The 14421-nt window shown below is 70.2% G+C and carries 14 protein-coding genes; 5 read left to right on the plus strand and 9 right to left on the minus strand.

Annotated features, from left to right (window positions below; all coding sequences use genetic code 11):
* Positions 1-41 precede the first annotated feature (41 nt).
* Together MBA17_RS31445 and MBA17_RS31450 are read right to left on the minus strand one after the other, a co-directional pair.
* On the minus strand, positions 42-293 hold the full coding sequence (locus MBA17_RS31445) for a hypothetical protein (protein ID WP_238500362.1): 252 nt from the start codon (positions 291-293) through the stop codon (positions 42-44).
* 193 nt (positions 294-486) lie between these two features.
* A complete protein-coding gene (locus tag MBA17_RS31450; protein ID WP_238500363.1) occupies positions 487-1584 on the minus strand; it encodes a LacI family DNA-binding transcriptional regulator in 1098 nt (365 codons plus the stop codon).
* A gap of 153 nt (positions 1585-1737) precedes the next feature.
* On the opposite strand from MBA17_RS31450, the gene MBA17_RS31455 reads away from it, so the two are divergent.
* On the plus strand, positions 1738-2409 hold the full coding sequence (locus MBA17_RS31455; RefSeq protein ID WP_238500364.1) for a TetR/AcrR family transcriptional regulator: 672 nt from the start codon (positions 1738-1740) through the stop codon (positions 2407-2409).
* A gap of 137 nt (positions 2410-2546) precedes the next feature.
* Here MBA17_RS31455 and bldC read toward each other — a convergent pair whose 3' ends face one another.
* The gene (gene bldC, locus MBA17_RS31460; RefSeq protein WP_013133571.1) at positions 2547-2750 is read right to left on the minus strand and encodes a developmental transcriptional regulator BldC; all 204 of its coding nucleotides are present in this window, start codon (positions 2748-2750) and stop codon (positions 2547-2549) included.
* Positions 2751-3072: 322 nt separating this feature from the next.
* Entirely contained in the window at positions 3073-3966 is an 894-nt protein-coding gene (locus MBA17_RS31465; protein WP_238500365.1) for a DUF8083 family protein, read from the minus strand.
* 116 nt (positions 3967-4082) lie between these two features.
* Between MBA17_RS31465 and MBA17_RS31470 the strand changes: the two genes are divergently transcribed.
* On the plus strand, positions 4083-5186 hold the full coding sequence (locus MBA17_RS31470) for a Leu/Phe/Val dehydrogenase (protein WP_238500366.1): 1104 nt from the start codon (positions 4083-4085) through the stop codon (positions 5184-5186).
* Positions 5187-5337: 151 nt separating this feature from the next.
* Positions 5338-5586, plus strand: coding sequence for a DUF3073 domain-containing protein (locus MBA17_RS31475; RefSeq protein ID WP_238500367.1), 249 nt, complete (start codon positions 5338-5340; stop codon positions 5584-5586).
* A gap of 85 nt (positions 5587-5671) precedes the next feature.
* Here MBA17_RS31475 and purM read toward each other — a convergent pair whose 3' ends face one another.
* From purM to MBA17_RS31490, 3 genes are read right to left on the minus strand one after another with little or no spacing between them, the layout of a single operon-like run.
* Positions 5672-6697: a phosphoribosylformylglycinamidine cyclo-ligase gene (gene purM, locus MBA17_RS31480; protein WP_238500368.1), complete on the minus strand. Its 1026-nt coding sequence runs from the start codon at positions 6695-6697 to the stop codon at positions 5672-5674.
* The gene (gene purF, locus MBA17_RS31485) at positions 6694-8130 is read right to left on the minus strand and encodes an amidophosphoribosyltransferase (protein ID WP_238500369.1); all 1437 of its coding nucleotides are present in this window, start codon (positions 8128-8130) and stop codon (positions 6694-6696) included. Before purF ends, purM begins: the two co-directional genes overlap by 4 nt.
* A gap of 43 nt (positions 8131-8173) precedes the next feature.
* Positions 8174-8950 carry an SDR family NAD(P)-dependent oxidoreductase gene (locus MBA17_RS31490; RefSeq protein ID WP_238500370.1) on the minus strand — a complete coding sequence of 259 codons (777 nt, stop codon included), beginning with the start codon at positions 8948-8950 and terminating at the stop codon, positions 8174-8176.
* A 216-nt stretch (positions 8951-9166) separates the two neighbouring features.
* Here MBA17_RS31490 and MBA17_RS31495 point away from each other — a divergent pair, with 216 nt between their 5' ends.
* The gene (locus tag MBA17_RS31495) at positions 9167-10642 is read left to right on the plus strand and encodes a DUF4190 domain-containing protein (protein WP_238500371.1); all 1476 of its coding nucleotides are present in this window, start codon (positions 9167-9169) and stop codon (positions 10640-10642) included.
* A gap of 6 nt (positions 10643-10648) precedes the next feature.
* Here the strand turns inward: MBA17_RS31495 and MBA17_RS31500 are convergent, their stop codons facing one another.
* Complete coding sequence (locus MBA17_RS31500; RefSeq protein WP_238500372.1) at positions 10649-11089, minus strand: sterol carrier family protein; 441 nt, start codon at positions 11087-11089, stop codon at positions 10649-10651.
* Positions 11090-11206: 117 nt separating this feature from the next.
* On the opposite strand from MBA17_RS31500, the gene MBA17_RS31505 reads away from it, so the two are divergent.
* Positions 11207-13297 (plus strand): PhoX family protein, encoded by a 2091-nt coding sequence (locus tag MBA17_RS31505; RefSeq protein WP_274386216.1) that lies wholly within the window; start codon positions 11207-11209, stop codon positions 13295-13297.
* A 106-nt stretch (positions 13298-13403) separates the two neighbouring features.
* Here the strand turns inward: MBA17_RS31505 and MBA17_RS31510 are convergent, their stop codons facing one another.
* Complete coding sequence (locus MBA17_RS31510) at positions 13404-14420, minus strand: LCP family protein (RefSeq protein ID WP_238500374.1); 1017 nt, start codon at positions 14418-14420, stop codon at positions 13404-13406.
* Position 14421: the final 1 nt, after the last annotated feature.

Genomic DNA, 14421 nt, shown 5'->3' on the forward strand with positions numbered 1-14421 from the left:
CAGCCACCCAACTTACGTGCCCTCGGTGTGTGGCCGAGCCGTTATCTGGGGACGCGTTCGCCGACCTCTAGCCTCTGCAGCAGGGCGGCGAGCTCTCTGGCGTCCTCGGCGTCCAGGCCGAGCACCACGCGCGGCCGTCCCCAGGGATGGTCGATGGAGTGGGCCACGTAGCTGGCCACGGACTCGGCGCCGCCATCGCCCGCTCGGCCGCGGGTGGCACGCCATTGTGCCCACGCTCGTTCGAGCTCCGCCGCGGCGCGCTGGGCACAGGAGACCAGTTCCGGATCACGCATGTCTTACTCCCGGTAAGACACCGACCACTCACCCGGCGGGCACACCAGAGCCCCACTCGCTGCCCCGTGACAGGCGAGTCGTCCGGTCTCGGGAAACCGGTCGGGCGACCCGGCGGGGGTCGGCGTCACGGCCCGAGTCAACACCAGTCGTTCGGTGCCACTTCGGAGATTGACCCAGACTTGGGCCTTCCTTTCATCCGTCGGGCCGCTCCGGGGCCGGACCCGTGCTTCGCCGTACGACGAGTGTGGGGGTGACCTGGCGGAGACGCGTGACCTTGCCGGGGTCGGCGATCCGGTCGCTGAGCAGCGCGGCCGCGGATCTGCCCATCGCGCGCCGCGGCTGGTCCACGCTGGTCAGCGAGATGTGGTGGATGGCCGACAGGTGCGTGTTGTCGTAGCCGACCACGGAGAGGTCCTCGGGGACCCGCAGGCCCAGCTCGCTGGCGGCGGTCAGCACGCCGAGGGCGACCATGTCGCTGGCGGCGAAGACGGCCGTCGGCCGGGGGTCGCGCGTCAGCAGGTTACGAGCCGCGCGTCGGCCGCCCTCCTCGCTGAAGTCGCCGTGCTCGACCATGATGTACGGCGCCAGCGCGTGCCTGCGCATCGCCACCAGGTAGCCCTCGCAGCGGAACCTGGCGGCCGACGACCGCGCCCCCTCGATGTGCGCGATGCTCCGGTGGCCGAGTTGCACGAGGTGGTCCACGGCGAGCCGGGCGCCGAGTTGGTCGTCGTCGACCACGATGTCCACGCCGTCCAGTTCGAAGTCGCGTTCGCCGACCACGACCGTCGGGGTATAGGCCGTCGCCTCGCTGAGCGTCTCGCTGACCGGCGGGATGCCCAGCAGGACCAGTCCGTCCACCCGAAGTTCGAGGAACGCCTCCACGGCCTCGTCCTCGAAGGCGCGCTCCCACTGGCTGTTGCCGATCAGCAGACGCAGCCCGTCGCCGTGCAGACTCTCCTGCAGGCCGTCGAGGAACTCGGAGTAGAACGGATTGTGCAGGTCGGCCACGAGCGCGCCGACCAGATGGGTACGGCCCTCGACGAGACTTCTGGCCACCGCGTTGGGCCGGTAGCCGAGTTCCCTCGCGGCTTCGAGTACGGCTTGCCTTCGATGCTCGCTGACGTGCGGAGATCCGCGTAGCACCAGGGAGACCAGCGATTTGGAGACGCCGGCTCGCTCGGCCACGTTGCGGATGGTGGGCCGGGGGCGCGGGCCGAAGCCGTCGGATACGACGGCGGCCGCGAGAACCCGGGTTCGGGTGGCGGTGGTATTGACGGGCGGTCCTGACATGTGTCTCCCCGCGGAGCGTGGATGGGCACCTGCCACACCAAACGATCGAGTTCGGCACAGGGTACGGGTAACTGCCGTTTTGGCAGGCGGTGAGCGGAGGTTTCGCGATCTTCCCCAGGCCGCCGTCCGTGCCCTCTCCGCTAGTGTCTGGGTGTGGGTGCGACATCCGGAGCCGCCGAGCGGGGAAAGTCGCTGGCGCGGCCGGTCAGGCGAAGACTCAGCGTGGATCGCCGCCGCGAGGAGCTCATGGCCGCCGCGCTGGAGCTGTTCAGCCGGCACGACGCCGAGGAGGTGTCGATCGACGACGTCGCTTCGGCGGCGGGAGCGTCACGGGCGCTCGTCTACCACTATTTCGGCGGCAAGCAGGAGCTCTACGTGGCGTCGTTGCGGAGCGCTGCCACCGAGTTGGAGGAGCGCCTGCTCCCGCATGGCGGCGGGCGTCCCGTCGATGAACTGGCCGCCGGTCTGAGCCGCTACTTCGACTTCGTCGAGGAGCACGCGGCGGGGTTCGCCGCCCTGTTGAGGGGCGGGCCGGCCAACCGCAGCGGCGAGGTCGGCGAGATCGTCGACGGGGTCAGGCAGCGGTTGTTCCGGCTGATCTCCAGGCAGATGCGGGTGACCGATCCGGGGCCCGTGCTACGGGTCACGCTGCGCTCGTGGATCGCGTCGGTCGAGACGGCCGGCCTGGACTGGCTTGAGCACCGGGACCTCGAAAGGGCGGTGCTGGAGCGGGTGCTCGTCGCGCAGATGCTCGCCCTGCTCAGGGTCGCGGCCGACCACGACGAGGAGGTCGTGGTGGTGCTGACGGGCTTCACACGCCCGTGAAGGGGAGGGGGCGGCGCCGGGCGGCCGGCGCCGTGGCCACTGGTGACCCCTGAAGGTCACAGTGAGTGGCGAGCGCGCTCACATCGATGACGCGAGCGCGTCGCTGATCCCCCCTACGACTGGTGACGGTCCCCGCCCTACTCGGAGCGCTGCTGCGGAATCCCCGCGAGCAGCGCCCGAACCTCGGTCTCCCGGTAGCGCCGGTGACCGCCGAGGGTCCGGATGGACGTCAACTTGCCCGCCTTGGCCCACCGGGTAACGGTCTTGGGGTCGACGCGGAACATGGTCGCGACCTCTGCTGGCGTGAGCAGTGGCTCGGCCTCGGGTGTACGAGCTGACATTTGTGCGGCCTCTCCTCCGTGTGGACCGGCGAGCGATCCTGCGACTGCTATTGCGCTTGTCACGGATGGTCCCCGTATGACCCTTCGCGTGCGGCTTTTCTGGGCCATAAGCGGCATCACCCGATGTGACCATACAGCCACGTAGAGCGATTGGCGAGCCTTTCTGGGGCCCAACTCCATGTCCACGTGGTGATGTCACGCTCGGTGATTCTAGCGACACGTTTCGTGGTATCGCAGTGAAAACGGCAAACTACTCAGTTCGCAGAAGCGTGGGTGGGTTCCCCCTGACCAACAGATGCAGGTCAGACGGATGATTTGGGGCTCAGTTGGCAGATTCCAGGAGTTGGATCGACTTCCACCGCAGGATCACCCGTTGGTACATGGCGAAGGCAAGCTCTTCCTGGCCTGTGTCTAAACCCGTCAGAGCGGCTCCCAGCTCGGCCACGGACTGATCGGACTGCAGGGTCTCGTCGTCCATCAGATGAACCAGGCCGCCGTAGTCGAGCTCGACGAGCGAGTGCGGGTGGAACTCCTCCAGCCACCTGCCCACCTCCTCGACCTCTGTGGTCGTGGCGACCTCGCCCACGTGCCGGCGGATCACCGACAGTGCACGGGCCACCCGCCTGCGCGCCTGCGCCATCGAGGTGACGTAGAGCAGGTTACGGGTCGGAGCGGTGGTGGTCGAGCCGGCCTCCTGGCCCGGCTGGGCGGGCTCCGGCTGGGGGGCCTGCTGGTCGAGCACCAGCCAGCGCTCCGCGCCGTCGAACGGCACCAGCCAGGCCGTGGGAACGTGCCAGGTGGTGGTGAGGATGTAGGTCCGCAGCGCGGCGGAGCCGCCCTTCTGCTTGAACCGGTCGAAGTCGTCCGCGGTCTGCTCCACGATCGCCTTGGGCACGAACCGGTCCATCATCTTGGCCGGCGTGCTGCCGCGGAAGCGGGAGAAGGCCAGCCAAGAACGCAGCCGGCTCTGCCACGGGCACACATAGAGCACATCCTCGACCCGCCGCAGGTAGGCGTTGGGACTCTCCTGGGCGGGGGCGGGCAGCGGAGGCACGCTCAGCAGGCGTCGGACCGACTCGCCGTGCTCCGCGCGCAGCGCACCGGCCCGGCGCGGCCGCTCGCGCGATTCGGCATAGGTGACCCAGACACGGCGGTCTGGTTCGGCGAACGCGCTCAGCGGCTCGTAGACGCGAAGGTACGCGGCATAGGGCAGCACGATGGCATCGTGTCATGAAGCACCCCTTGTTGTCCGGTCTCACTCCTCTGCTTGTGGATACGCTGAGTGTGATCTCTGCCGCATCGTCGCGGCGGACCGGACCGGGAGTCACCACAGTGACCGACGTCTTCGGGCTGTCCCACAAGGACGCCAGCCCTACGACCAGCCAGGCCGCGCACGAGCAAGTCGTCTTCTGCGCCGACGAGCGCAGCGGCCTGCGCGCCATCATCGCGATCTACAGCACCGCGCTCGGCCCCAGCCTCGGGGGCACCAGGTTCTACCCATACGAAAGCGAACAGGCCGCGCTGGCCGATGTGCTCAATCTCTCACGGGCGATGGCCTACAAGAACGCCCTGGCGGGACTCGACCTGGGAGGCGGCAAGGCCGTCATCATCGGCGACCCGGCCAAGGACAAGAGCGAGGCGCTGCTGCGCGCCTACGGCCGCTTCGTGCAGTCGCTCGGCGGGCGCTATCTCACCGCCTGCGACGTCGGCACCTACAGCGAGGACATGGACGTCATCGCCCGCGAGAGCGAGTACGTGACGGGCCGCACCCCGGCCAACGGCGGCGCGGGAGACTCCTCCATCCTCACTGCCTACGGCGTGTTCCAGGGCATGCGGGCCGCCGCCGCGCACTCCTACGACACGCCCACCCTGCGCGGTCGCAGAATCGGCGTGGAGGGGGTGGGCAAGGTCGGCCACCGCCTGGTCGACCTCCTCGTCGAGGACGGCGCCGAGGTGATCGTCTGCGACGTCGACGACCAGGCCGTGCAGCGCGTACGGCAGCGCCACCCGCGCGTGGAAGTGGCGGCTGACCAGGCCGAACTCACCGCGGCCGAGCTGGACGTCTACGCCCCCTGCGCGCTCGGCGGCGCGCTCGACGACGACACCGTGGCCAGGCTGCGCGCGACCATCGTCTGCGGCGGAGCCAACAACCAGCTCGCCCATCCGGGAGTGGAGAAACTGCTCGCCGACCGCGGGATCCTCTACGCGCCCGACTACGTCGTCAACTCCGGCGGTGTGATCCAGGTCGCCGACGAGATCGGCGGTTTCAACATGGATCGGGCCCGCGCGAAGGCGTCCCAGATCTTCGACACGACCCTCAAGATTTTCGGGATCGCGTCAGAGGAAGGGGTACCTCCCGCCGTCGCAGCGGATAGGCTAGCGGAGCGCAGAATGTCGGAAGTCGGGCGGATTCGGGCCATTTGGTTGGGCCGCTGACGCCCCACGCCCATACGGCGTACCGAGCCGGGCGCAAAACAGGTACGGTAATAGGCGAACGAGGAGCTGACGCCGTAAGTCAGGTGGCGTCAGTGCGTGGTGCGTTAGCGACGAGGGGTCGGGTGCGACCCCGCATGAGGGGGTCGAGCCGATGGGGCGCGGCCGAGCCAAGGCCAAGCAGGTGAAGGTTGCCCGCCAGCTGAAGTACAACAGTGGCGGCACCGATCTTGATCGTCTTCGCGAGGAGCTCGGAGTCAACCACAACGACTCCAACCACAACGACGACGACGCTCATGACTCAAACGATGAGAACGATGAGCTGGCCGATCGGTATGCCGATTACGCCGACGACTATGTCGATGACGAGGACCGCGAAGACGGCCCGTCTCGACGAGGTTAGTCACTTCTTTTGTTGAGCAGAGCAAGACACCCGGGCGGCGACAGCCACCGGGTGTCTTCTCCGTGCGGGCCCGGTTTCGCGGAATTCAGCGATAGCGCGCCTGGCCGGTGCCGGGCACGACCTCGCCGAGCACCCACGAAGGCACCGCGCGCTCGCGCAGGATCGCGAGGGCGGGATCGACTCCGCTCGCGGGCACGATCGCGCACATGCCCACGCCGAGGTTGAACGTCTGGTCCATGTCCTGCTGCGACACCCCGCCGCGCGCGGCGAGCAACTCGAACACCGCGGGTGTGGTCCACGAGGACCGGTCGAGCACCGCGTCGAGGCCGGGCGGCAACGACCGGGCCAGGTTGGCGGTGAGCCCGCCGCCGGTGACGTGCGCGAAGGCGTGCACCACCTCGGAACGTGCCAGCGCCAGGCAGTCGAGGGAGTAGATCCGCGTCGGCTCCAGCAACTCCTCGCCGAGCGTACGGCCCAGCTCGGGAACCTCCTGCGACAGCGACAGCCCGGCGGCCTTCATCACATGCCTGACCAGGGAGTAACCGTTGGAGTGGACCCCGGAGGAGGCCAGCGCGATCACCACGTCGCCCTGCTGAACCCGGCCGGGGCCGAGCAGCGCGTCGGCCTCCACCACACCGGTGCCCGCGCCGGCCAGGTCGAACTCGTCGGCGCCCATGGCGCCCGGGTGCTCGGCCGTCTCGCCGCCGACCAGCGCGCAGCCCGCCAGGCGGCAGCCCTCGGCGACACCGCCCACGATGTCGGCGATCCGCTCGGGCACGACCTTGCCGCAGGCGATGTAGTCGGTCATGAACAGCGGCTCGGCGCCGCAGACGACCAGGTCGTCGACGACCATGCCGACCAGGTCGATGCCGATCGTGTCGTACCTGCCCATGGCCTGGGCGATCATCACCTTGGTGCCGACGCCGTCGGTGGAGCTGGCGAGCAGCGGCCTGCGGTAGCCGTGCAGCGCGGAGGCGTCGAACAGCCCCGCGAAACCGCTGGCGTCGTCGATCACCTCGGGCCGCCGCGCCCGGGCGACCCGCGATTTCATCAGCTCGACGGCGCGGTCGCCTGCCTGGATGTCCACGCCCGCGGCGGCGTAGCTGGTCATACGACTTCCTCCAGGAGGTATTTGCCGACGCTGTCCTGATCGATCGGGATCGGGTACGAGCCGGTGAAGCAGGCCCGGCACAGTCGCTCGGCCGGGATCGTGGTGGCCGCGGTCAGCTCCTCCAGCGAGATGTAGCCGAGCGAGTCGGCGCCGAGGGAGTCGCGGATCTCGTCCACCTCCAGCGAACCGGCGATCAGCTCGGCCCTGGTGGCGAAGTCGATGCCGTAGAAGCAGGGCCAGGCCACGGGCGGGGAGGAGATCCGCACGTGCACCTCGCGGGCGCCGGCCTCGCGGAGCATCTTCACGATCGCCCGCTGGGTGTTGCCGCGCACGATGGAGTCGTCGACGACCACCAGCCGCTTGCCCTCGATCACCTCGCGCAGCGGGTTGAGCTTCAGCCGGATGCCGAGCTGCCGGATCGTCTGCGACGGCTGGATGAAGGTGCGGCCGACGTAGGAATTCTTTACCAGACCTTGACCGTAGGGGATCCCGCTGGCCTCGGCGTAACCGATCGCGGCGGGAGTGCCGGACTCGGGCGTCGGGATGACCAGGTCGGCCTCGACCGGGTGCTCGCGGGCCAGCCGGCGGCCCACCTCGACCCGGGTGGCCTGCACGCCACGGCCGGCGATCGTGGTGTCCGGCCTGGCCAGGTAGACGTACTCGAAGAGGCAGCCCTTCGGCTCGGCCAGGGCGAACCTGCGCGAGCGCACGCCGCGCTCGTCGATCGTCAGCATCTCGCCGGGCTCGATCTCGCGGACGTACGACGCGCCGACGATGTCGAGCGCCGCGGTCTCCGAGGCGACGACCCACCCGCGCTCCAGGCGCCCCAGGACCAGCGGGCGGACGCCCTGCGGGTCACGGGCGGCGTAGAGCGTCTTCTCGTCCATGAATACCAGCGAGTAGGCGCCCCTGACCTGGGGAAGCAGCTCGGCCGCCGTGTCCTCGATGGACTGGCTGGGGTCCTGGGCGAGCAGCGTGGTCAGCACGTCGGTGTCGGTGGTGGCCCGGGTGGTGCCGGGCTTGAGGCGCTGGGCCAGCTGACGGGTGTTGATGAGGTTGCCGTTGTGGGCGAGCGCCAGCCCGCCCATCTCGGTGGAACTCAGCGTGGGCTGGGCGTTCTCCCAGACACTGGAGCCCGTGGTGGAGTAACGGCAGTGGCCGACGGCGAGGTGCCCGCGCAGGGTGCCCAGCACCGACTCGTCGAAGACCTGAGAGACCAGGCCCATGTCCTTGTAGACCAGGATGCGGTTACCGTCGCTGACCGCGATGCCCGCGGACTCCTGGCCACGGTGCTGCAACGCGTACAGCCCGTAATAGGTGAGTTTGGAAACTTCCTCCCCTGAAGCCCACACACCGAAGACGCCACATGCGTCCTTCGGTGCGCGGTCATGGGGGTCAAGGTCATGGCCCAACCGGCCGTCGCCTTTAAGCACGTGCTTCAGTCTAAGTCGAGCGGTTCCCTGCTTGCACCCTGGGTCACAGGTGAGCCGATCGGGCGGCGTTCGACCCGTCCCTGACGATCTCGCCCGTCAGGTTCCGGTTGGCCCCCGATCCCAGGTAGAGGATCAGGCCGGCGGTGTCCTCGGCGGTGGAGAGCCTGCGGGTGGGCGTGCGCGCCGCGACCGAGTCGAGCATCTCCTGGCTGACCGGCCGTTCCCGCTCGGTCAGGGTGAGCCCGGCCGCCACGACGTTGACCAGGATCCCGTCCCTGCCCGCGTCCCAGGCGAGCGCGCGGGCCATGCCGTGCAGGGCCATCTTCGCCGTGCCGTACACGCCGGGGCCCGGCACTCCCTCCTCGGCCACTCCCGAGGAGATCAGCACGATCCGCCCGAACCCGTTCGCGCGCATGCCCGGGAGCACCGCCTTGACCAGCAGCGCGTTGCCCACGACGTTGGCGTGCAGGCCGGCCGTCCACTCCTCGGCGGGCACCTCCTCGAACGGGATGCTGTTCGGCATGATGGTGCCCCACCGCACCGCGTTGCCGATCAGCACGTCCACGTCTCCCCACCGCTCGGTCACCGCGGCGACCGCCGGTTCGATGGTCTCGTGCCGTTCCAGATCGAGAGGTACGGCGAGCGCCTCGCCGCCGGCCTGCTCGACGCGCTCGGCCACCTGCCGTGCCCGGTCGGGGCCGGAGCGGTAGGTGAGCGCGACCCGGGCGCCCGCCGCCCCGTAGGCCACCGCCGTGGCGGCCCCGATGCCCGACGATCCGCCGGTGACCAGCACGACCTTGTTCGTCAATCCAGTGTCCACGGTGCCCGCTCCTATGATTAGCCGACTAACGTTAGCCAGCTAATCAGTTGGCCGTACGCGATGCAAGCCGGGGGGGCGGGTGAGCGTCACGCTCCTTTGGGCAGCGTTACCGAACGATCGCCGGTGTTTTGCCGTGTCAGCCCTCGCCATCTGGTGGGGGTCGCGCGATGGTGGAGTGTCCGGCATGCCGTTCATCAGGTCGGGAGGAGAGCAGACGTGACCACACCAGGGGACCCGAACCGGCCACACGATCCGCGTGAGCGCCGCCCCGACCGCGACGACGTCGACCAGACGGGCTCAGACCAGGCGGGCGCAGACGAGACGGGCACAGAACAGACCGATACGGAACGGACGGGCGCAGAACGGGCGGTGCCGAGCGAGGCTCCCGAGCCCCCCCAGGCCCCCCAGGAGGACGCCTGGGGGACGCCGGCGGGCCCGCCGTGGCCCGAGGTCGACCAGCCGCCGGGGGAGCCCTCCTGGGCCGGCTCCGACGAGCCGCCCCCGCGGGCGTCCCGGTGGGAGCCCGAGCCCGGCCGGGAGTCGCCGGAGGGCGCCGAACGGCCTGCCTGGGAGTCCGAGGGCGCCGAACGGCCTGCCCGGGGGGCCGAGCCGGGTTCGGGCGAGGGGTGGATGGGTCGATCCGATCCGGGAGCCACGCAGGGGGACGAGCCCGGCATTCCTCCGTATCCCGACCAGCCGGTCGCTCCCGAGGTTCCGGAGCCCCAGCAGGTCCGCGGCAAGCCGCCCGCCGGCGACGACGAGCCCGGAGTGGGCGACACCCAGGCGTTCCCGATGCCGGGGGCGACGCCGCCCTACCCGGGCTGGGAGAGCGCCGCGGAACCGGGTGATCAGGAGCCGGCCGGCAGCACCCGCCCCTCCCGCTACGACCCGCCCACCGCACAGCCCGGCGAGCCGTACCGCGGGACGCCCATGCCGGTGGAGAGGCGAGGCAGGCCGGGCGAGGAGGGCGGCGGTCCCGCGGGAGGGCGTCCGCACGCGCCGCCCGAGGGCGCCCCAGGTGAGTGGCCAGGGTACTCAGGCGGCGGTGAGGCGTTCGCGGGCCAGGGCCCACCCGAGGGCGGCTACGGAGACCGAGGCGGTCACCCGCCGCCGGATGCGGATCAAGGTGGTCGCATGTCGCAGGAGCCGGGTGGCTACCAGGGCGGTTATCCGCCGCAGGAGCTGGGCCAGGGCGGTTACCCGCCGCAGGAGCCGGGCGCCGGTCAGGGTGGTTACCCGCCGCAGGAGCCCGGTGCGGGGCAAGGCGGTTACCCGTCGCAGGAGCCGGGTGGTTACGCGGGGCCGGGGCCGTACGGCGGTGGGGGGCAGCCGCCCTACCCGCCGCAGGGCTACGGCGGGCAGCCCGGCGGCTACGGGGCGCCCAAGCAGGGCGGCGGGCTGGGCACGGCCTCGCTGGTGCTCGGGATCGTCAGCCTCTTCCTGCTCTTCCTCTGCGGGCTGGGCATCCTCACCGCGATCGTCGGGATCATCCTCGGCATCATCGCGGTGGTCAAGAACGCGAACAAGGGCCGGGCCTGGGCCGGGATCATCCTCAGCGCCCTCGCGCTTATCCTGGCGACGATCGCGATCGCCTGGTTCTACACCAACTTCAGCGACTGCATGAACCTCCCCACCCAGGAACTCGCGCAGCGCTGCGTCGAGGACAAACTGGGGGTGGGCACCGGGCAGTGACCGGGCTCAGGTCACGGGCAGGTGCGCGGACAGGTCGGCGCGGGCTCCGCTCGCGCTGACACTGCCGCGAGCCATCGCGTCGGCCCAGGTCAGCGTGCCGGTCGCCAGTTCCAGCCAGGTGTGCCCGTCGGTCTCGACGACGTTGGGCGGGGTGCCGCGGGTGTGCCGGGGCCCCGCGACGCACTGCACCGCCGCATACGGAGGCACCCGCACCTCCACCGTACGGCCGGGCGCCGCGGCGGCCAGCCGATCCAGCATGTGCCGTACGGCGTAGCGGGCCGCTTCCCGTTCGGGCCGGAGCCCCCGCTCGTAGGCGCGGAGCACCACGGGTACGCACGCGGCGAGCAATCCCTGGTCGGGGCCGTCGTAGGGCGGTTCGCCGAGCGCGGACAGTTGCGCGTCGAGCGCGGCGCGGACCTTGTCGGGCACAGGCTTGAGCGGTGGCACGTTGCCAATGATGCCGTGTCCCTCCCGCGCGCCGGTGAGCGGCAATGGTTCATCGTCTGGGCAAACATCGTTCACCTGCGGTTCGGGCGGTAGCCGTAGCGTCCCGGCGGTACGACAATGGAGAAACTTGGAGGATCAGTGGCGAATCTCTCGCCGGGTAGGCTGCTTCCGCTGCTGACGGACCCGCACAAGGGCGGTCGTAGCTCGCTTACCTGCCAATTCCGATGCGGCAACGCCTGCGCGCACGACATTCCCAACACCAGCGAGAACCGCTACTTCGGTGACGTGGTCGCCGAGGCCGTGTCGCGTCGCGGGGTCCTCCGGGCAGGCGCGCTGGGCGCCCTCGTGGTGGGCACGGGAGCGGCCGGCGTGGTGGCGGCAGCCGCCCCCGCCGCCGCGGAGGCCGGGGTTGAAGGGCACGGCAGCAGGGGCAACCTGCGTTTCACGGCTGTCGCGCCGAACACGGAGGACAAGCTGACGGTGCCCGAGGGGTACGAGTCGTCGGTGGTGGTGCGGTGGGGCGACCCGGTGCTGCCGGGGGCGCCGGAGTTCGACTTCGACGCCCAGACGGCCGAGGCGCAGGAGAAGCAGTTCGGCTACAACTGCGACTTCGTGACGTTCTTCCCGCTCGGCCGGGATCGCGGGCTGCTGTGGGTGAACCACGAGTACACCGACGAGGTCCTGATGTTCAGGGGCTACACGGACGGCACGGCGGCGACCGAGGAGCAGATCAAGATCGCGCTGGCGGCCCACGGCGGATCGGTCGTCGAGATCGACCGGGCCGGCCGTACCGGGGAGTGGAAGCTGGTCACGAGCGGCCGGCGGAGGTACAACCGGCGGGTCACGGCGACGACCGAGATGCGCTTCTCCGGCCCCGCCGCCGGCCACGACCTGCTGAAGACGCCCGATGACGCGTCGGGCGAAAAGGTCTTCGGGATGCTCAACAACTGCGCGGGCGGCACGACCCCGTGGGGCACCGTGCTGACCGCCGAGGAGAACTTCAACCAGTACTTCGTGGGCGGCAACGGTGTCCCCGCCGCCCAGAAGCCGGCCCTGACCAGGTACGGCGTGAGCACCACCCAGGCGATCCCGAGCGGCAACCGGCGCTTCGACCGCATCGAGGAGCGCTTCGACCTCGCCAAGCACCACAACGAGGTCAACCGCTTCGGGTGGATCGTGGAGATCGACCCCCTCGACCCGGACTCGACGCCGATCAAGCGCACCGCGCTCGGCCGGTTCGCCCACGAGGCCGCCACCACCTCGCTGTCCAAGGACGGCCGGGTCGTGGCCTACATGGGCGACGACTCCCGCTTCGAGTACATCTACAAGTTCGTGTCCAAGGACCGGTTCATCCGGGGGCACGACCGGCACAACCGCACCCTGCTCGACGAGGGCACCCTTTACGTCGCCAAGTTCACCGGCGACAGCCCGAAGTCCGAGATCGACGGGTCGGGCAAGCTGCCGGCGGACGGCGAGTTCGACGGCAAGGGCGAGTGGATCCCGCTGGTCAGCGGCGACAAGTCGCACGTGGAAGGGATGAGCGCCGCCGAGGTCCTCATCTACACCCGGCTGGCCGCCGACAAGGTGGGCGCCACCAAGATGGACCGCCCCGAGGACGTCGAGCGCAACCCCGTCAACGGCGCGATCTACGTCGCCCTCACCAACAACTCCAACCGGACCCCGGCCCAGGTCGACGAGGCCAACCCGCGCCCCGCCAACAAGCACGGTCACATCCTGGAGATCGTCGAACGGCGCGACGACGCCGCGGCCACGACCTTCGCCTGGGCGCTGCCGCTCGTCTGCGGCGACCCCAAGGACGCCTCGACCTACTTCGCCGGGTTCGACAAGTCCAAGGTCTCCCCGATCTCCTGCCCCGACAACGTCGCCTTCGACGCGGCCGGCAACCTGTGGATCTCCACCGACGGCAACGCGCTGGAGAAGAACGACGGCCTGTTCGTCGTCCCCGTCTCCGGCAAGGAGCGCGGCTACGTCCGCCAGTTCCTCACCGTCCCCGTCGGCGCCGAGACCTGCGGCCCGCTGATCGCCCCCGACCAGCTCAGCGTCTTCGTCGCCGTCCAGCACCCCGGCGAGAGCGACGACGCCACCCCCGACGCCCCCGCCAGCCACTGGCCTGACGGCGGCGACTCCCAGCCCCGCCCCTCGGTGGCCGTCGTCTGGCACACGAAGGGCAAGAAGATCGGCTCCTGACCCGCCCGAACCACGTACGGCACGCGTTTCTTCGGGGGTGGGGGGGGGGGGGGGGGGCGCGCCCCCCCCCCCCCCACCCCCGAGTCATCATGGCGAGGTCGCTCCGTCACTTGCGGAGGGGGGCGAAGAGTCGTTCGGCGGGGCCGGGGAGCCACTGGAGGCGGTTGCGGTCCTCGGGGTGCGGGCGGGTGGGGACGGTCGTGTAGGTGATGGCGCCGGGCTTGAGCTCGGTCAGGCTGCTGAGGATGGCGCTCATCGTGCCCACGTCGAGCGAGGGGTCGGTTTTGATCGACTTCGTGGCCGCGCCGAGGAAGGCCGCCAGCCGTACGGGATCGGTCAGCTGCCCGGCTGCCTTCTTCACCAGGGCCTTCATGAATCCCTGCTGGCGTTTGATCCGGCTCAGGTCGGAGCCGTCGCCGTAGTTGCGGAGCCGTACGTAGCCCAGTGCCTGGTCACCGTTGAGCAGATGCCTGCCGGCGGGGAGTTTCAGCTTCGTCTTGAGGTCGTCCACCGGCCGGGGCAGGCTCACCTCGACCCCGCCGAGCGCGTCCACCATGCCTTCGAAGGCGGAGAAGTCGAGTTCCACCAGGTGGTCGACGCGGATCCGGGTGGTCGACTCGACCGTGTTCAGGACACAGGCCTGCCCGCCCGTGGCGTAGGCCTGGTTGATCATGTCGGTCCTGGCGGGGAGGTTCGTCCCGGCGGTGGACAGGCAGGGGGGGATGTCGACGATCGAGTCGCGGGGGATGTTGAGGACCGTCGCCTTCTTCCGGTCGGCGGCCAGGTGCAGCAGGATCATCGTGTCGGTGCGCGTGCCACGGCCGGTCCGGAATCGGGGCGAGCCCGACTCGCTGTCGGTGCCTACCAGCAGCACGTTGAGGGGCCCGTCCGGCGCGGGCCGGGCCGCGGACCCGTCCAGGTCAACGGTAGGAATCACGGTAGGGATTACGGTGGGGATCACGGCGACGAGGGCGGTGACCGCCGCGGCCAGCGCGAGCATCGTCCAGCCGCGGACCCGCCGGGGAGGAGGGGCGAGCAGCCGCTGCCGCTGCCGTGCGAGCGTGGCGGGCGGTTCGTGCTCCAGCTGGCCGCCGAGGTCGCGGAGCATCGTCAGATCGTCCATG

Source organism: Dolomitihabitans soli, assembly GCF_022213955.1.
In the GTDB taxonomy this organism is placed as follows: domain Bacteria; phylum Actinomycetota; class Actinomycetes; order Streptosporangiales; family Streptosporangiaceae; genus Streptosporangium_A; species Streptosporangium_A soli.

Excerpts from the sequence above, each read along its gene's own strand:
- MBA17_RS31510 (WP_238500374.1), bottom strand. The coding sequence starts at position 14,420 with ATGGACGATCTGACGATGCTCCGCGACCTCGGCGGCCAGCTGGAGCAC.
- purM (WP_238500368.1), bottom strand. The coding sequence starts at position 6,697 with ATGACCAGCTACGCCGCCGCGGGCGTGGACATCCAGGCAGGCGACCGC.
- MBA17_RS31505 (WP_274386216.1), top strand. The coding sequence starts at position 11,207 with ATGGAGAAACTTGGAGGATCAGTGGCGAATCTCTCGCCGGGTAGGCTG.
- MBA17_RS31445 (WP_238500362.1), bottom strand. The coding sequence starts at position 293 with ATGCGTGATCCGGAACTGGTCTCCTGTGCCCAGCGCGCCGCGGCGGAG.
- MBA17_RS31475 (WP_238500367.1), top strand. The coding sequence starts at position 5,338 with ATGGGGCGCGGCCGAGCCAAGGCCAAGCAGGTGAAGGTTGCCCGCCAG.
- bldC (WP_013133571.1), bottom strand. The coding sequence starts at position 2,750 with ATGTCAGCTCGTACACCCGAGGCCGAGCCACTGCTCACGCCAGCAGAG.
- MBA17_RS31450 (WP_238500363.1), bottom strand. The coding sequence starts at position 1,584 with ATGTCAGGACCGCCCGTCAATACCACCGCCACCCGAACCCGGGTTCTC.